Source organism: Streptacidiphilus sp. BW17 (assembly GCF_041262485.1).
GTDB lineage: Bacteria > Actinomycetota > Actinomycetes > Streptomycetales > Streptomycetaceae > Streptacidiphilus.
Genome location: NZ_JBGCCR010000041.1, coordinates 12828 through 29545, shown reverse-complemented (window position 1 = coordinate 29545; position 16718 = coordinate 12828). Strand labels below are relative to the sequence as shown.

The window sequence follows — 16718 nt, the reverse complement described above, 5'->3', positions numbered from 1 at the left end:
CCCAGAGGGCCTGTTGAAGCCGTCCCCGCGACGGAACTCTGCCAGGGCCTTCAGTGGAACGCCTAGGACAGGCGGCTGGCATGAAGTGTCCTGAGATCAAGTGTCATATTCGGAGCGCACTCATCTGACCACCTGCAGTGACGGCAGATTCGGCAATGTGTGCAACCACTGGATGCCGCTCGTGGGCCGGTCACCGCTGAAGCGAGACGGGCAATGTCTCCCAGCGGCGCAGAGTCAATCGGTCTCGGCGGACGGGTTCTCCGGCCCTGGTGATGACAGAGAATTTCTCCAGCAGGCGGGAGAAGGCTATCCGACCCTCCAAGCGAGCCAAGGCGGCGCCGAGGCAGTAGTGTGCGCCCCCGCCGAAACTGACCGGCTGGTTGGACGGGCGGTGCGGATCGAAGACATCCGGGTTGTCGAACCGTCGCGGGTCTCGGTTTGCCGCGCCGGCGAGAATGAGAACCTGAGCGCCCGGCGGTAGCGTTACGCCCTCCACTTCGGCGCCAGCTGGGGCCCAACGGCTGGCGAGTTGGACCGGGGAGTCATATCGCAGGATCTCCTCGACGAAGGCGGGCGTGAGGGCAGGGTCCGTGCGCAGCTCGGTCAGCACGTCCGGCCGGTCCAGAAGGAGTGAGGCCGTTCCCGAGGAGGTTGGTGGTGGTTTCGAAGCCGGCCACGAGCAGGTAGGCGAGGTTGACGAGGAGTTCGCGGTCGCTGAGCCGCTCCTCGTCGGAGTCGCGGGCCTGGACCAGAGGACTGACCAGGTCTTCCCGCGGTTCGGCTCCAGCGCGGGATCGTGCAGAGTGCGGCTGGTCCTGGTCCAGGAGCCAGGAGTAGTAAGGGTAGGGCGCGAAGCGACCTTCAGCGGTCATGAGAGCTGTGACGGCAGTGGCGGTGTCCATGGGCACAGCTTGTCGTCCCGCGACCGCATTGTCAGCGCCACCTCTGTGAGAGCCGCGCCCCCAAGCCGTCCGCGGATCGTCTCGGTGAGATCGGGGCCAGATGTCCGAAACGCACACCGGCACAGGCCACGGGCACCAGCGGATCGAGTGCTCGGCCAGGTAGGCCAGGGCAGGGCGTTGACTGTCAGTCACATGAAGCACTTTCAGTCAACCTCACACGCAATGTGTGAAGATATGTCCAAGACCATTTGCGGCTGAGGCGGGCCCGCGTGAGACTCGTGATCAAAGCTCGATGGTGCCGGGGGGTGCAGTGATAGAAGTCCTTGGGCTGGATGCCGTGTCCGAGTCTGTGTACTGGACGATGCTGGAGCTTCCCGTCTCGGGAGCGGCGCAACTGGCGGCGCATCTCCGGCAGCCAGAAGAAACGATTCTCCAGGCGCTGGAACGTCTCGCTTCGATGTCGCTGGTTCGGCGACAGGAGGACGCCCCCTCCGTGTGGCACCCGGTGAGCCCGGAGCTGGGCCTGGAGGCACTGATTGCTCGTCAAGAGGCAAGCCTCGCCCGCCAACAGGAGCAGGTCTCCGAGAGCCGAAATGCCATGGCGGCCTTCCTCGCACAGTGCACACCCCTCACCGCTGGCACGCCCAACGGTCAACTGGAGCGGTTGCAGGGGGAAGTGGAGGTGCGACTGCGGTTCGAACGGATGGTCCAGCAAGCCGACAAAGAGCTCATGGCCCATTGCGCTGGGAGGGCCACTCGCCGATTCCGTCCTGGAGACCTTCGAACCGCTCGCTGCGACGGCACTTGCCCGGGGGGGTGCGCATGCGCATCCTGTGCTTGGAGAGCGTGGGCAACGAGGCTGCCAGTAGCGCCCATTGCCGCTGGCCAACCGATTGCGGCGGCGAACTGCGCACCAGCGCGACTTTGCCCCTGCATCTGACGATCTCCGACCGACTGATCGCGGGGGTTCCATTTGACCCCGACCGCCCGCGTGAAGGTGCCGTGGTCGTGCGCTCACCCGGGCTCGTGGCGGCGCTGTGCGCCCTCTTTGAGCAGTGCTGGCATGCGGCTACCCCTTGGGGAGCGCCCCAGCAACGCGATGAGACCGGGCTGAGCGATCAGGAGCGGGAACTGTTGCGCCTCCTGAACAGCGGTCTCACCGACCAGAGCGCCTCAACCAAATTGGGAGTGTCACTCCGGACGGTCCGAAGGATCATGTCCGACCTGATGACGCGAACACAGGTGAAGAGCAGGTTCCAGATGGGACTCATGGCTGGTAAGCGCGGCTGGTTCTCCCCGACGGCAGATCGCAAGTTCACCGAGAGATGAACGGTGCCGCGGCGGCATGGACATGCCTCGGGAGGTTGGTACTTGTGGCCAGGTCACTTGCTGCCACCTGAAAGGTCCGGTGAGCTGACCCATGGGGTCATACGGTGGCCAAGACCGTGACGCAGACTCTGAACAGGATGGCTGAGCATGACGGATTCCCTCGGGGCCGACAGTCTGTGGTGTCGGCGTTTCAATCCGAGCGACAGGGGTGCACCCCGATTGGTGTGCTTCCCGCACGCAGGCGGGTCGGCGAGCTACTTCCACCCCGTGTCCGCCGCGCTGTCACCGGCCGTGGATGTGCTGGCAATTCAGTATCCGGGGCGGCAGGACCGACGAACGGAACGGGGAGTGGAGGACATTCGGTCGCTCGCTGATGGTGTGTTCCAGGCGCTGAAGACCTTGGCGGACCGGCCCTTGACGTTCTTCGGCCACAGCATGGGAGCTGTCGTGGCCTTCGAGGTCGCCCGCCGCTTCGCGTCCGAGGGCCTCGTCGGGCCGGCCCGCTTGTTCGTCTCCGGACGCCGAGCTCCGACTCGGCATCGGGACGAAGCCCTCCATCTGCGCGGTGACGACGCGATCGTCGCGGAGGTGCTGTCTCTGGGTGGCACCGATCTCAGGGTGCTGATGAACGAGGAACTGCTGAGCATGGTGCTGCCGGCGCTTCGCAGCGACTACATGGCAGTGGAGACCTACAGGGGTGAGCCCGACGCTGTGGTCCCATGCCCGATCACCGCCCTGGTGGGCGACACGGACCCCCGGGCGTCAATAGACGAGGTGCGCGCCTGGGAGACGCACACGGGCGGTGGATTCAGTCTGCATGTGCTTCCTGGCGGACATTTCTACCTGAGCAGCCGGGCGGCAGAGGTCCTCCAGGTGCTGGTCGAGCACTTCGGGGATCCGGCGGCGCCGCCCGTTCCCACGGGCGCACACAAGTGAGCTCCATGGGGGGTGCTGCGTCCGGCAGACTGCTCGCGGTCAGTGACCTGCATGTCGCTTATCCCGACAATCGCGCCATCACGGAGGGGCTTCGACCGGAGTCGGAGGACGACTGGCTCCTACTGGCCGGGGATGTCGCAGAGCTAAGTACCGACTTCGAGCGGACGCTGACGCTGCTGAGCAAGCGGTTCTCCACCGTCTTGTGGGCTCCCGGGAACCACGAATTGTGGACGCATCCAGAGGATCCACTGACACTGCGGGGCGAACACCGGTGCCGGCACCTTGTGGACTTCTGCAGGAGTGTCGGGGATGTGACCCCGGAAGACCCCTACCCAACCGGGAGGGGCGCAGGCGGCCCCGTCACCGTGGCCCCCTTGTTCCTGCTGTACGACTACTCCTTCCGCCCGGCCGCAGCGACCACCAAGGAGGAGTCGCTCCGCCTGGCCTACGAGGCCGGAGTGGTTTGCAGCGATGAGTACTTCTTGCATCCTGACCCCCATCCCAGCCGCGAGGCATGGTGTTACGCCCGGGTTCGGGAGACCGAAGGGCGATTGGCGGCCTGCGACTCTGCCTATCCCGTGATCCTCGTCAACCACTTCCCCCTGCTGAGGCATCCGACGCGAGTCCTTCGTTACCCCGAGTTCGCGCAGAGGTGCGGCACCGAACTGACCGCGGACTGGCACCGCCGCTTCCGAGTTTCAGCGGTGGTGTATGGGCACTTGCACATTCCTCGGCTCACCTGGCACGACGGAGTCCGGTTCGTGGAAGTGTCGGTCGGATACCCCCGCGAGTGGCGCCAGCGCCCGCAGCCTCCCGTGCCGTTGCGCCAGATCCTTCCGGCGGTGCATCCGTGATCGAGGAAATCGTTCCTGTAGCGGTTGCGACAGCCGAGGCGTTCACCGATCCGCCTGACGCCTTCCTCTACCCGCAGGAACGGGCAGCCGTGGCAAGGGCCGTAGACAGGCGCCGACGCGAGTTCGCCACCGCGAGGCTCTGCGCTCGCCAAGCGCTGGAGACCCTCGGGCTCCCTCCGGTCCCGATCGTCCCGGACAGCTCGGGCGCTCCACAGTGGCCGACCGGAGTCGTCGGCAGCATGACCCACTGCGAGGGCTACCGCGCCGCAGCCCTCGCGCGGTCCACCGACATCAGCACCATCGGCATCGACGCCGAACCGGACAGGCCCCTGCCGGACGGTGTACTGGAAGCCATCGCATTGGCGCAGGAGCGCGACCGGATCTATGAGCTCGAGCTCAGTTCCAAAGAGCTCTGCTGGGACCGGCTGCTCTTCTGCGCCAAGGAGGCCGTGTTCAAAGCCTGGTACCCGCTGACGAGACGCCCATTGAAGTTCGAGGACGCGGTTGTCGAGATTGATCCAACTGCCAACACATTCCGCGCACGGCTAGTCGTTCCGGGACCCGTGGTGGCCGGGCGGCAGGTGAACAGCCTTCTCGGGCGCTGGTTGGCGGCCCACGGACGGATCGTGACGAGCATCATTCTTTTGCCGAACAGCGGGCAACTGCGGGACCGAGGAGCGGGCGAGCGGTCCTAGCGATCGGATTCGGCAAGGTACCAGGCGACGTCGGACAGGTCACGGCCTGTGGTCACGGGGAACCGCGCATTGGCCCATCCCCGCGTCGCCGAGGCATACGCGGGGGTACACCGAAGACGACCGGTGAGAACGTCACGCTGAGCGAGTCCGTCCCGTCGATGCGGGGGTGATCCGTCGTCCGGCCGCGTCCCGAGGTGGTGGACGACGTATGTGCAGGGTGCGGGAGTTGCTGAAGACGGGGGCACTGGGCACGACCCCTGCTCTGTCAGGGATCAGCCCTACAGGGTGGGGACGATGTGTTCGCCGTAGGCGTCGATGGTCGGTTCGACGGCGTCGTGCATGGCGTAGATTGCGAACTGGTCGACGCCGAGGGATCGCAGGTGCTCCAGCTTCTCCAGGTGCTGCTGCGGCGTGCCGATGAGGCAGAAGCGGTCCACGATCTCGTCCGGCACGAAGGCGGTGTCCGGGTTGCCCGCGCGGCCGTGGTGGGAGTAGTCGTAGCCTTGGCGCTCCTTGATGTAGTCGGTGAGCGCGTCGGGCACCATGCCGCTGTGCTCGCCGTACCGGGAGACGAGGTCGGCGACGTGGTTGCCGACCATGCCGCCGAACCAGCGGCACTGTTCGCGGGCGTGGGCGAGCTGCTCCGCCGAGCCGTCCGTCACGTAGGCCGGGGCGGCTACGCAGATGGTGACCGAGTCGGGGTCGCGACCTGCGTCGGTCGCGGACTGGCGGACGTGCTTGATCATCCACTCCGTCAGGAACGGGTCGGCCAGCTGGAGGATGAACCCGCCGGCCTGGCGGCCGGTCAGCTCCAACGCCTTGGGGCCGTACGCGCCCATCCAGATCGGCAGCTTCGGGTCGCCGCTGATGCACGGGATGTGCATGACCGTGCCGTCGACCTCGGCCTCCCGGCCCTCCGCCAGTTCCTTGATGACGTGCATGGCGTGCGAGAGCCGCTCCAGCGTCGCCGGCTTGCGCCCGGCGACCCGCTGGGCGGAGTCGCCGCGGCCGATGCCGCAGACGGTGCGGTTGCCGAACATGTCGTTCAGCGTGGCGAACAGGGAGGCGGTGACCTCCCAGGTGCGGGTGACGGGGTTGGTGACCATCGGGCCGACCGTCAGCCGCTCGGTGTTCGCGAGGATCTGGCTGCAGATCACGAACCGCTCCTACCACAGCACGCAGGAGTCGAACGTCCAGCCGTGCGTGAACCCGGCTCGTTCGGCGCGGATCATCCGCTCCACCAGCAACTTCGCAGGCGGGTCGGTCTGGAGCACGAGGCCGATATCCATCACAGTCCTCCTTACACCTTTTGTTGACGTCTCGCAGACGTGAAAATCGGTGGTGGGTCGCCCGTCAACGCCGGTCGGCGCTTGGCCTGTCGAGCTCGCATCACAGTCTGGTGAGGGAGTGGCCCGAGGGGGTCGCACACTGTTGCCTCGCGCACGCTGTCCAGCTTCTCCGTTCCCCTCTCGCTCCCCGGGTGGCCCGTCCGCGCGCGAATGCTGGGTGGAGGGGAGGGTTGGCGGTGGAGGAACAGACGGAGGAGCCCGAGGGTGGGACGGTGGACCGGGTCGCGGCCATCGACATCGCGAAGGCGTCGGGGATGGTCTGCGTGGTGCCGCACGAGACGGTCGAGGGGCGTCGGGTGCAGCAGGTGTGGACGGCAGCCGCGACCACGAATGCGATCTGGGAACTGGGCGACCAGCTGGTCTGCCACGGCGTCCAGCACGTGGTCATGGAGGCGACCGGCACGTACTGGCGGCCCTTCTTCTACCTGCTGGAGGCCCGCGGGCTGCAGTGCTGGCTGGTCAACGCCCGCGACGTGAAGAACGTCCCGGGCCGACCGAAGACCGACAAGCTCGACGCGGTCTGGCTGGCCAAGCTCGCCGAACGCGGCATGCTCCGGCCCTCGTTCGTGCCACCGCAGCCGGTGCGGCAACTGCGCGACCTCACCCGGACCCGGACCGTCTTCACCCAGGAACGCACCCGGCACAAGCACCGGGTCGACAAGGTGCTGCAGGACGCGCAGATCAAGCTCTCCGGCGCCGTCTCCGACCTGTTCGGGGTTACCGGGCGGGCGATACTGGACGCCCTCGCGGCCGGCGAGCGCAGCCCCGGGGCCTGGCCGACCTGGCCCAGGGGCGCCTGGTCCCGAAGAAGCCGCTCCTTGTCGAGGCCCTCACCGGACAGTTCGAAGACCACCACGGCCGGCTGCTCCAGATCCTGCTGGACAGCATCGACCACCTCACGGCCCAGATCGCCCGGCTCGACCAGCTCATCGCCCAAGCTCTGGAGCAGCTGCCCGAACCGCGGCAGGACGAGGGCCCGGGCAGCCCGCCCTTGTCCAGCGGGACGACCCTGGCAGAGCGCCTGGACGCCATCCCCGGCGTCGGACCGGCGACCGCCCAGATCATCCTGGCCGAGATCGGCACCGACATGAGCCGCTTCCCGACCGCAGACCACCTGGTGTCCTGGGCCAAACTCTGCCCCAGAACCATCCAGTCCGGACCCAAGAACCGCGGCGGACCGGCAGGGAAGGGCAACCCCCGGCTCAAGGGCGCACTCGGTGAGGCCGCCACCGCCGCGTCGCGCACCGACACCTTCCTGGGAGCCCGCTACCGACGCATCGTCAAACGCCGGGGGCATGCGAAGGCCGTCGTCGCGGTCGCGCGCTCGATCCTCGTCATCGCGTGGCACCTGATCGACGACCCTGCCACGCCTACCAGGACCTCGGTCCCGAGTGGCACCGCCGCCACCTCGACAAAGCCCGCAAGACCCGCGACCTCGTCCGCCAACTCCAGGCCCTCGGCCACGACGTCACCCTCGCCCCCACCACCTGAGAGAGCAACCGTTTCCGTCCGTTCCGCTCCGCGCAACGGACGCTGCCGCCGGCCCTCCCGAACCCCGATTTCCAGTCCAGCACAGATTAGATCGGCGGTAACAGTCGTTCTTCACGCTGTCGGCCCCCAAGGGTGGAGCCCCCTGCCAGATGGCTGTGGAAGGGGCCACCGCAGTTTCGCTCGCTGGTGCCGCAGGGGTTCAGCTGTTCGCCATGGCCTCGATCAGGCTATTCGGGCGCAGGTCGGTCCAGTTCTGCTCGATGTAGTCCAGGCAGTCCTGCCGGAGTGCCTCGCCGAACACCGAGGTCCAGCCGGCGGGCACTTCGACGAAGACCGGCCAGAGGGAGTGCTGGCCCTCGTCGTTGACGAGCACCCGGTAGTTGGCGTCCGGGTCGTCGAACGGGTTCGTCACTGCATTGCCCTTTCGGAAGATGTGGGCTGGTCAGGCGTCTGCCTGGGCCCTGATGAAGCGCGCCAGTCGGCCGATGCCGTCGGCGATCTGGGCGTGGGTCAGGTAGCTGACGGACAGGCGCAGGCTGCGCTCGCCGCCGCCCTGGGGATTGAAATAGGACATCGGCGTCCAGATGACGCCGAACTCCTCGGCCGAGCGTTCCAGCGCGGCGTTGTCCGCCCGGAACGGCACGTTGACGGCCAGGAAGAAGCCGCCGCTGGGCTCATTCCAGCGCACGCCGAGCGCCGCCCGCTCCACCTCGGGAAAGTGCGTCGCCAGTTGCTCGAGGGTGACCCGCATCGCGTCGCCATAGTAGGCGGCGGTGCGCGTGTTGAGCACCGAGGCCCGTCCGTCGGCGGCCAGCAGCATGCCGGCCACCACAGCCTGGCTCACCGGGGAGGTGTTCACCGTGACCATGCTCTTGATCTTGGTGAGCTCGTCCGCCAGCAGCCCGGTGGCGCCGGAGCCGTCCAGCACCGGCTGGTCCGCAATCGCGAAGCCCACCCGGGCGCCGGGGAAGAGTGTCTTGGAGAGAGAGCCCAGGTGGACGACCCGTCGGTCGCGGTCGAGCGCCTTCAGGGTCCGCAGCTGGGTGCCCGGGCTGACCAGTCGGTACGGACTGTCCTCCAGGATCAGGATGTCCTGCCGGGCCGCCACGTCGAGCAGCTCCCGGCGGGTCGGCTCGGACATGGTGGTGCCCGACGGGTTGGAGTGGTCCGGGATCACGTACACCGCGCGGGGGCGGCGGCCGCGGGCCCGCTCGGCCAGGATCGCCGTCTCCAGGTCGGCGCAGCTGAAGCCGTCCGGCCGCTCCTCGACCGCGGTCAGCGCGACGTCCAGCAGGCTGGCCACGCCGGTGATTCCGACGTAGCAGGGGCTGGAGACCAGCAGCACGTCCTCGGGGCCGGAGATCAGCGCGCGCACCGCGAGGAGCATCGCCTCCTGGGCGCCGACGGTGACCACGATGGCCTCCGGGGAGACCTCGATGCCCTCGTCCTGGCGCAGCCAGTCGGCGATCAGCTCGCGGATCTGGCCGCTGGTCGGTCCGTACTGGAAGAGCGCGGCGCGGACCTGCTCCGGCGTCGCCCCGCCCTGCTTCAGGTGGTCGAGGTAGCGGCGCAGGCATTCGAAGATCTGCTCGGTCTCGAAGAAGCCGTCGTAGGGCCGTCCCGGTGCGAAGGAGACCGCCTCGGGATAGCGGTAGGTGACTTCGTTGAGGAAGTTCATGGTGTCGAGCACCGGGTCGGACAGACTAGCGTGCAGGTCGTCCTTCCACAGGCCCGGGCCGCTCGGCCCGGGCCGCTCAGCGGCAGCCTGAACGGGAGGCCGGGCCACGCTGGGAGCCTCGGTCGGCCGCTCGGCAGCGGTGCCACCCCCTAGCAGCTCCGGTCCGGCGACGGCGACCGAGCGGGTGCCGGTGAGGGCCATCGCCTCGGTCAGCTCCTCGGTGACGATGCCCAGCACCCTGGCCGCGCCCGTCTCACCGTCGACCGCGAGGCCGTGCAGCACCGGGCGGCCCAGCAGGACCGCGTCGGCCCCCGAAGCGAGCGAGGCCAGCACGTCCCTTCCGCACCGGACCCCACCGTCCACCAGCACCGGGCAGGCCCCGGCGACCGCCATGGCGATCTCGGGCAGCACCTCGAGGGTGGCCGGGGCACCGTCCAGCTGCCGGCCGCCGTGGTTGGAGACCACGATGCCGTCCACCCCGGCCACCAGCGCCCGCCGCGCATCGGCGGCCGTGAGCACGCCCTTGACCAGCACTGGCAGGGAGCTGATCGAGCGCAGCCAGTCGATCACGGACCAGTCGAGGGTCGCATCGAACTCGGTGGCCGCATGGCCGCTCGGCGACGAGAAGCCGTCTCCATCCAGATTGGCCGGGGTGATCCCGGTCGGCAGTCGGAAGTCGTTGCGCAGGTCGCGCAGCCGGCGGCCCAGGTGCGGGGCATCTACGGTGAGGACCAAGGCTTCGAAGCCAGCCCCCTCGGCGCGTTCGATCAGCCGCCGCGTAACCGAGCGGTCCTGGAAGCAGTAGACCTGTAGCCACAGCGGGGCCGACGCGGCCGCGGCGATCTCCTCGAAGGCGCGCCCTGCGAAGGTGCTCACCACCAGCGGGAGGCCCGCGCGGCCGGCGGCTAGCGCCGTGCTCACCTCGCCCGCCGGGGCGAGCATCGTGTGGTAGGCCATCGGCGCGATCCCGACCGGGGCCGCCCAGGTGCGCCCGAGGATCTTGGTCTCAAGGTCCGGGCGGCCAGCGCCTGCCAGCACCCGCGGGGCCAGCCTGACGCGGTCAAAGGCGTCCAGGTTGGCGGCAAGGGTGCGCTCCTGGCCCGCGCCGCCCTCGATGAAGTCCCAGACGGCGCGGTCGAGTCGTGCCTCGGCCGCGGCGGCGTAGTCGGCCAGGGTGAGCAGGCCCGCCGGGTCGACGTCCGGGCCCGTCACTGGGAAGCCAGCCGGTCGCGCTCGACCGCCTCGTACAGCGCCCGGATGTTGGCGCTGCCGAAGCCGCGCGAACCCTCGCGCTGGATGAGCTCGGAGAAGAGCGTGTTGCGCTCGTAGGGCGAGCGGCTGAACAGCTGCAGCAGGTGGCCCCACTCGTCTCGGTCGGCCAGCACCTGGGTCTGCCGTAGCTGCGCGATCCGCTCTGTCATCTCGGGGATGCGCTCGGCGAGGGCGTCGTAGTAACTACCGAGCGTGGTCAGGAACTCTACGCCGCGGTCGCCGATCTCCCGGACCGCCGCGGTGATGTTCGCGACCAGGAACGCCAAGTGCTGCACCCCGGCGCCGCAGTTGCGCTCCAGGTAGGCGCCGAGTTGCCCGGCATCCTTGGCCGCCGGGTCCGGCGCGACCAAGGTGAAGATCACGCGATCCGAGGCGCTGCGGACCACGATCGAGTCCATCGCCTGGGCGCCGACCGCCACGTACTCGGAGGAGTAGCGGGAGAACCCGAAGGCGTCCCGGTAGAAGTCGGCGAATTCCTGCAGGCTGCCGCCCTCCAGGCAGACAGCGACATGGTCCAGCGAGGAGATCCGGCCAGTTGCCGGGGACGCCGGCGTCGCGGTCCACCGGCGCCCAGCGGGAGCAGTTGTCACCGGACTAGCCGTCAGCGGCAGCAGGGTGTACGTAACGTCCCCGAAGGCCGACACCACCGGATGCTCGCGTACCGGGCCGACCAACTTGGCGCCGGCCGCCACAGCCGCGTCGGCGGTGGCGGCCGGGTCGTCGCAGGTCAGGGCGATGTCGGCAACACCATCCCCGTGCTCGTCCAGGAACTTCCAGACCCCGCGGCCCGAGGTGACGACCAGTTGCACCCCGCCCTGCCGGAGCAGCACTGAACTGCGGTCACTCTCAACGGCATCCGCGACGCGGGTGAACCCCATGGCCGAAACGAAGTAGTCGACGGTAGATAAGTTGTCCCGCGTGTAGATCTCGGCGAATGCCATGTCCTGCACAGCCACGGGATACCTCCTGAAAGGCTGTTGGCCAAGAGACGGTCGGTTCGTGTCAGGTATCCACCGGCGCACCTCGCCGGGACCGACGGCCGAGGTCGTGTCGCCGGTCCTAGGCGACCATCAGCGCCACTCCTGCCGCTCCTCCGCCGCTCGGCGGATTCGACAGCCTCGACGGTGTGGTCGACGATGTAGCGGCTGAAGATGTCGATGATGACGTAGGCGTGATACCAGATGCCCTTCACGGGGCCGGCCGCCTTGGTGATGTCCCACTGCCACATCGCCGCTCACGAGGACAACGGCATGATGAGCTTCGTCAACGTGGTCCAGTAGACGCTGCCTTAGGGTGTCCCACCTGCGGAAACGCGGGTGGGACATACCACAGGAGCAGCGGTTCCACCCAGGCCGTGGGCCTGGCCGACCATCCGGGGTCAGCAAAAGGTCAGCATCAGTCCCCGGGAGTCGGTCAGCCATAGCCACCCGATCCGCGCCCGTGAGCCCGTACTCGGCCTGCATCCACGCCAACCGGTTCACGATCCCGCGTGCGGTGCCGGTGCGGGTGGGCGTCACAGGGTTTCGGGTTCTGCGGTCAACCGCCGTACCGCAGGATCGAGTTCGGTGTGCAGGGCAGTGATCTCGCCGGCCAGGAAGCGGTCGCGCATCGCGGCGCGCTGGATCTTGCCGCTGGTGGTGCGGTGCACGCTGCCGCGCCGCACCAGCAGGACGTTGCGGACCGGCGCACCGGTAGCGGCGGTGAGGCGGCGGATGATGGCCGCCGCCACGGTGCGCAGTTCCTCGGCCGGCAGGGTCGGGCTGACCTCGTGCACCAGCACGATCCGCTCGTCGGGGGCCTGGACACCGAAGGCGGCGCCGAGGAACCCCTCCAGCGCGGGGTGGGCGGCCCGCGCCTCGTGTTCGATGTCGTGCGGGTAGAGGTTGCGCCCGTGGACGATCATCACCTCCTTGAGCCGGCCGGTGATGAACAGTTCGCCGTCCGCCAGGGCGCCCAGGTCGCCGGTGCGCAGCCAGCCGGGTCCGGTGTCGTCGGCGCCGGCGGGACGGGCGTGGAAGATGCGGGCGGTGAGGTCGGGCTTGTCCCAGTAGCCCCGGCCGACACTGTCGCCGCGCAGCCAGACCTCGCCGACCTCGCCGGCGGGCAGGGGGCGCAGGGTGGCGGGGTCGACGATGAGGGCGTCGAAGGCCTTGGGGCGTCCGACGCCGGTGATCTCCTTGCCGCGGCCGTCATGGGCGGGAACCAGCGCGGGGTGGTCGGCGTCGGCGAGGCGCTGGGGGTCGACGACCAGGACGGTCGGCTGGCGCGGGATGGGGGTGGTGCAGGTGTAGACGGTGACCTCGGCCATGCCGTAGCCGGCGGCGATGGCTTCGGGGCGCAGCCCGATGTGTGCGAACCGCTTGGTGAACGCGGCGATGGTCGGGGCGTGGATCGGCTCGGAGCCGTTGCACAGCCAGCGCAGCGGTGACACGTCGAGCCCGTCGAGTTGTTCGTCCGTGATGAGGCGCTGCGCGATGCCGTACGCGAAGTTGGGAGCGGAGCTGGCGGTGGTCCGGAATTCGTTCATCATCCGAAACCATTCGACGGGCTTGCGGGCGAACGTCACCGGCGGCATCAGGACCGTTGTCGCGCCGTGGAAGAGTGCGCAGCTGAGCTGAACGAAGAGACCGAAGTCGTGGTGCAGCGGCATCCAGCTGCCGAACGAGTCGTCCCCGCCCAGGCCGATGACGGAGTGCAGGGCCTCGAGGTTCGCCTGGACGTTCCGGTGGGCGAGCATCACGCCCTTCGGGGTGCCGGTGGAGCCGGAGCTGTACTGGAGGACGGCGAGGGCGTCCTGGTCGATGTGGCGACCGCGGAGCGCCGCGGGGAGTGCCTCACCGGCCGGCACGGGGGCGGCGGCCCGGACGGGGACGTGGCCCAGGCCCTGCGCTTGGAAGCGCTCGGTGAGGGTGCCGAGGTCCCCGGCGGTGACGAAGACCAGTCCGGGCGTGCAGTCCACGGCGATCGCGGCGACGCGCTGGGCGGCGGCGGTGGAGCCGGTCGCCGGCGGGGCGGGCACGGCGATGACACCGGCCAGCAAGCAGGCGAGGTAGAGCTCGACGAACTCGGTGCCGGTGGGCAGCGCGATGAGAACGCGCTCACCGGGGGCCAGGTGCTGCGCCAGGTCGGCGGCGCGCAGGCCGGCCCGGCGGGCGAGTTCGGCGTAGCTGAGGCTATCGTGCGCGGCCTCGGCGGAGTTGCGGTAGATGGTGAGCGCGGTCTTGTCGGGATGTTGGGCGACACGCGCGGCGAACGCGTCGCCGAGGTTCCGGTAGCTGGTCAGCTCGAAGGCCATTGCTTCCCCCTGGGCTTGGCGCTGCGTCGGTCCGGGCGGCGCGCGGACATGCGCGGCGGCGCGCGCCGCGCGGTTGGGCGGTTGGGCGGTGCCGTTCTCGACTGTCGCGATCAGGCTGTCCGGCCGCAGCTCCACCACCCACGGTTCCTCGGTCCGGTCCAGGCTTCCTGACGTCCGGCCTCGCCGAACTCCGTCGGTTCCTGGCGACGCAGACCACTATGCCCCAACCACTGGCGATGGTGCGGGTGTTCAACCCGGCGCAAGTGATCGGCACGGGTGTTCAACCAGCACCGTGCGTCACTTGAACAACTCACCGTTCCCGGCCGGGAGATCACCCGTCCCGTGCGCCCGCTACGAGGCGGGTGCAGGCGAGCCGTTCGGGCTCCAGCCATAGCGCCGGACGCCAGATCGAGGGGACCCCGTCGACCCGGGTGGCCCGTGTGTCGGCCAGACACTGCAGGAAGCGGAGCGGCAAGCGCAGCTGGTCGCGCGGCACGGGCACGACGGCGGCGCCGCTGCTCAGAGCGAGGCCGATATCCAGCAGCGAGAAGTCGAACTGCAGCGGCGAGGTGGTTGCCACCCGGTCTTCGCTGGTGACGATCCGGTGGTCCATCAGTCCGCGGTAGAAGGCGAGCACACCCCGGTGGCTCATGACGATCCCCTTGGGTCGCCCCGTCGTGCCGGACGTGAAGATCATGTAAGCGGTGTCGGTGGTGACCGCAGCGCGACGGTGCCGGGTACGGGGCGTGGGCGCCCGCTCGACCGTCAGTCTGGTCGTGTCGAACCGTGCCGTCGCGACCGAATCAGGCAGGCAGGCTCGCGCGACCGCGGCGGCGCGCGTGTGGAGTACGGCCCCGGAGGTGTCCAGGACCGAGAGCAGCCGCTGGTCGGAGGTGTCCGGGCTGACCGGGACGAAGGTGACACCGTGCATCGAGCAGGCGAGGAACATGGCGATCGCTGGGCCTGTTGTCCGCCTCAACGAGCACCCGGTCACCTATGTCCAGACCCGGCCGGTCCATCTCGGTCGCGCACGCGACGGCGAGGCTCTCAAGCTGACGATAGGTCATGATGTTGAGCTCACCGCTGTCGGTGTAGTCGATGACCGCGGGTGCCTGCGGGGTCACCCGGGCTGCGGCCAGTAGCAGTTCGTGGACCTTCGCCGCGGGGGGAGCTGCCGGAACGAAGGCCGCACGCGTCTCACTCACGTGGCACTCCCAAGGTTTGTCTTGTGGTTGGCGAACGTGGCGCCGCCGGGCAGCGCTGCCAGGGTCCGAGCAAACCAGGTCGATCTGGAACACCTGGTCGACGTACGAGGCGCCACATCTCGCCGAAGGCAGGACCCCGGACCGAAGCCGCCGCGGCGGTGAGTCGCTCAGTGCGCATACGGGCATTGTCCCCGGCTGCGAGCACGCGCCTGGTCGTCAAGGTAGAAGTTGGGGCGTTGCTCGGTGTCGTCGTAGTAGCGGTGGAAGACGGGCGTGATGCCGCCGGAGATCGGGGGAACGATCCAGCTCCAGTCCGCGGAAACAGTGCGGCCGTTACGCCCTTCCCGGGCCAGGTGGGTGAGAAAGTGCCGGGATTCCGTGTGGTGGTTGCTGATCGTGACACCGGCGGTGGTGAAAGAGTGCAAGACTGCAACATTCAGCTCGACCAACGCGCGATCACGCCACAGGGTGATTTCGCTGCTGATATCCAGGCCGAGGCACTCTGCCACGGTCAGCAACAAATCGAACCGGTCCTCGTCGACCAGGTTGCGCGCGCCGATCTCACTACCCATGTACCAGCCGTTGAACGGGGCAAGGGGGTAGTCGATGCCTCCGATGCGCAGACGCATGTTGGAGATCGCTGGCACGGCATACCAGCGCAACGCCAAATCGGCGATCTGTGGATGCTCCGGGTGGATGATGGGCACTTCAAGGATCAGATCGGAGGGCAGCTCGAAGATCTGCGGCTTGTCATCGGCGGTCTCTATGACCAATGGCAATACATCGAAGAGGCCTTGGGGGGCCGACCATCCAAGTCGGCAGACGGCCTCAGTGAAGTCCACCAACGCTGGGTCACCAAGAATGGTCCCGTCCTGCCGGCGGTAGCCGGCGTAACGGATGAGCTGGTCGTTCCATACTCTGGGGGCGGCCCGCTCGGGGGTGTCGGGGGCAAAGATCGAGATGACGGGGCGGATGCGTCCGGCGTTCGTCGCCTGACGCAGATGCTCACAGAGGCATCGGTAAATCGCCTCGGACGTTTTCGCGTCCCGTCGGTCCATGACGCGAAGGCTGTTCCAGTACAAGCGACCGATGCAGCGACTGGAGTTACGCCAGGCTACACGGGCGCCGAAGGCCAGTTCCTCGGAGGTGTGTCGATAGGCGCCCGTATTGTCGATCTCGATGAGGACCTGTCTCAGACGCGCTGTGAACGGGACGGGCTGCTCGGGCTGCTCGGTATGGAACTGGCGCAGGAACTCCTCCGCTTCTTTGGGGTCAGCGGCACTGCTGGAGCGGCGCGCGGGCACGGAAGCCAGGCACGTCGGTGCCGTGCCAGCCGTGGCGGTGGGGGCGCAATGGTCAAGGGTGCTTGCTGGAAGTGTTTCGGCATCCATGGGTTTCCTCGCGGCCTGGCATGCACTTTCCGCTGCGGCCCCACTGCCAGGGTGAATACTTGGCTGGCCACACGCGAACGAAGAGTTCTCAGTTCCTCAAGCTCAGTCGGTCCCATTCCGCCGGCGGCCAGGGTGCCGGCGCGCTCCTCGCGGCGCACCCAGCTCCGTAGGGTCTCGCGGTTGACGCCGAGTTCGGTGGCGACGTCGGCGATGGTGCGGTGCGGACCGGAGCGTACGAGGGCGACTGCGTCGCGCTGGAACTCCGGGGAATGACGGGATGGACGTGGCATCCAGGGCCCCTTCTTCTTGGATTATGGAGGA

The 16718-nt window shown here is 68.4% G+C and carries 16 protein-coding genes and 2 pseudogenes; 9 read left to right on the top strand and 9 right to left on the bottom strand.

The annotated features are described in order from the left end of the window. Positions 1–190: 190 nt before the first annotated feature. Positions 191–610 carry a cytochrome P450 gene (locus ABH940_RS32870; RefSeq protein ID WP_370072937.1) on the bottom strand — a complete coding sequence of 140 codons (420 nt, stop codon included), beginning with the start codon at positions 608–610 and terminating at the stop codon, positions 191–193. Positions 611–1194: 584 nt separating this feature from the next. Between ABH940_RS32870 and ABH940_RS32865 the strand changes: the two genes are divergently transcribed. The 5 genes from ABH940_RS32865 (at position 1195) to ABH940_RS32845 (ending at position 4716) form a co-directional block, all read left to right on the top strand. Beyond that, positions 1195–1842, top strand: a complete 648-nt coding sequence (locus ABH940_RS32865) for a helix-turn-helix domain-containing protein (protein ID WP_370106941.1) — start codon at positions 1195–1197, stop codon at positions 1840–1842. Further along, positions 1725–2231, top strand: coding sequence for a helix-turn-helix transcriptional regulator (locus ABH940_RS32860; RefSeq protein WP_370106940.1), 507 nt, complete (start codon positions 1725–1727; stop codon positions 2229–2231). Before ABH940_RS32865 ends, ABH940_RS32860 begins: the two co-directional genes overlap by 118 nt. 267 nt (positions 2232–2498) lie before the next feature. Further along, entirely contained in the window at positions 2499–3167 is a 669-nt protein-coding gene (locus ABH940_RS32855; protein ID WP_370106939.1) for a thioesterase II family protein, read from the top strand. A gap of 5 nt (positions 3168–3172) precedes the next feature. After that, a complete protein-coding gene (locus ABH940_RS32850) occupies positions 3173–4021 on the top strand; it encodes a metallophosphoesterase (RefSeq protein ID WP_370106938.1) in 849 nt (282 codons plus the stop codon). Then, positions 4018–4716, top strand: a complete 699-nt coding sequence (locus ABH940_RS32845; RefSeq protein ID WP_370072938.1) for a 4'-phosphopantetheinyl transferase — start codon at positions 4018–4020, stop codon at positions 4714–4716. Before ABH940_RS32850 ends, ABH940_RS32845 begins: the two co-directional genes overlap by 4 nt. 278 nt (positions 4717–4994) lie before the next feature. Here ABH940_RS32845 and ABH940_RS32840 read toward each other — a convergent pair. After that, a pseudogene (locus ABH940_RS32840) lies at positions 4995–6005 on the bottom strand (TIGR03842 family LLM class F420-dependent oxidoreductase). Positions 6006–6241: 236 nt separating this feature from the next. On the opposite strand from ABH940_RS32840, the gene ABH940_RS32835 reads away from it, so the two are divergent. From ABH940_RS32835 to ABH940_RS32825, 3 genes and pseudogenes are all read left to right on the top strand, one after another. Further along, entirely contained in the window at positions 6242–7156 is a 915-nt protein-coding gene (locus ABH940_RS32835) for a transposase (RefSeq protein WP_370106937.1), read from the top strand. Beyond that, positions 7057–7275 (top strand): annotated as a pseudogene (locus tag ABH940_RS32830) (transposase); the annotation flags it as partial. The gene ABH940_RS32835 and the pseudogene ABH940_RS32830, both read left to right, overlap by 100 nt. Before the next feature lie 131 nt (positions 7276–7406). Continuing rightward, positions 7407–7556: a hypothetical protein gene (locus ABH940_RS32825; RefSeq protein ID WP_370072941.1), complete on the top strand. Its 150-nt coding sequence runs from the start codon at positions 7407–7409 to the stop codon at positions 7554–7556. Positions 7557–7755: 199 nt separating this feature from the next. Here ABH940_RS32825 and ABH940_RS32820 read toward each other — a convergent pair whose 3' ends face one another. Genes ABH940_RS32820 through hppD form a run of 3 tightly spaced genes read right to left on the bottom strand, consistent with a single transcriptional unit; the run spans position 7756 to position 11462 of the window. Next, positions 7756–7968, bottom strand: coding sequence for an MbtH family protein (locus ABH940_RS32820; RefSeq protein ID WP_370106936.1), 213 nt, complete (start codon positions 7966–7968; stop codon positions 7756–7758). Positions 7969–7998: 30 nt separating this feature from the next. Continuing rightward, on the bottom strand, positions 7999–10446 hold the full coding sequence (locus tag ABH940_RS32815; RefSeq protein ID WP_370106935.1) for an aminotransferase class I/II-fold pyridoxal phosphate-dependent enzyme: 2448 nt from the start codon (positions 10444–10446) through the stop codon (positions 7999–8001). Continuing rightward, positions 10443–11462: a 4-hydroxyphenylpyruvate dioxygenase gene (hppD, locus tag ABH940_RS32810; RefSeq protein WP_370072944.1), complete on the bottom strand. Its 1020-nt coding sequence runs from the start codon at positions 11460–11462 to the stop codon at positions 10443–10445. Before hppD ends, ABH940_RS32815 begins: the two co-directional genes overlap by 4 nt. A 225-nt stretch (positions 11463–11687) precedes the next feature. Here hppD and ABH940_RS32805 point away from each other — a divergent pair, with 225 nt between their 5' ends. Then, positions 11688–11786: a multicopper oxidase domain-containing protein gene (locus ABH940_RS32805; RefSeq protein ID WP_370072945.1), complete on the top strand. Its 99-nt coding sequence runs from the start codon at positions 11688–11690 to the stop codon at positions 11784–11786. A 233-nt stretch (positions 11787–12019) separates the two neighbouring features. Here the strand turns inward: ABH940_RS32805 and ABH940_RS32800 are convergent, their stop codons facing one another. The 4 genes from ABH940_RS32800 to ABH940_RS32785 form a co-directional block, all read right to left on the bottom strand. Beyond that, entirely contained in the window at positions 12020–13939 is a 1920-nt protein-coding gene (locus ABH940_RS32800) for a fatty acyl-AMP ligase (protein WP_370106934.1), read from the bottom strand. 193 nt (positions 13940–14132) lie between these two features. Then, positions 14133–14732 carry an AMP-binding protein gene (locus tag ABH940_RS32795; protein ID WP_370106933.1) on the bottom strand — a complete coding sequence of 200 codons (600 nt, stop codon included), beginning with the start codon at positions 14730–14732 and terminating at the stop codon, positions 14133–14135. 441 nt (positions 14733–15173) lie between these two features. Continuing rightward, positions 15174–16310 (bottom strand): nitric oxide synthase oxygenase, encoded by a 1137-nt coding sequence (locus ABH940_RS32790; protein WP_370072921.1) that lies wholly within the window; start codon positions 16308–16310, stop codon positions 15174–15176. Further along, entirely contained in the window at positions 16199–16687 is a 489-nt protein-coding gene (locus ABH940_RS32785; RefSeq protein ID WP_370106932.1) for a transposase, read from the bottom strand. The genes ABH940_RS32790 and ABH940_RS32785 overlap by 112 nt, the downstream gene beginning before the upstream one ends. Positions 16688–16718: the final 31 nt, after the last annotated feature.

Bases quoted from the DNA above. Each gene is read 5' to 3' on its own strand.
- ABH940_RS32865 (WP_370106941.1), top strand. From the start codon at position 1,195: ATGGTGCCGGGGGGTGCAGTGATAGAAGTCCTTGGGCTGGATGCCGTG.
- ABH940_RS32860 (WP_370106940.1), top strand. From the start codon at position 1,725: ATGCGCATCCTGTGCTTGGAGAGCGTGGGCAACGAGGCTGCCAGTAGC.
- ABH940_RS32850 (WP_370106938.1), top strand. From the start codon at position 3,173: ATGGGGGGTGCTGCGTCCGGCAGACTGCTCGCGGTCAGTGACCTGCAT.
- ABH940_RS32805 (WP_370072945.1), top strand. From the start codon at position 11,688: ATGCCCTTCACGGGGCCGGCCGCCTTGGTGATGTCCCACTGCCACATC.
- ABH940_RS32795 (WP_370106933.1), bottom strand. From the start codon at position 14,732: ATGCACGGTGTCACCTTCGTCCCGGTCAGCCCGGACACCTCCGACCAG.
- ABH940_RS32785 (WP_370106932.1), bottom strand. From the start codon at position 16,687: ATGCCACGTCCATCCCGTCATTCCCCGGAGTTCCAGCGCGACGCAGTC.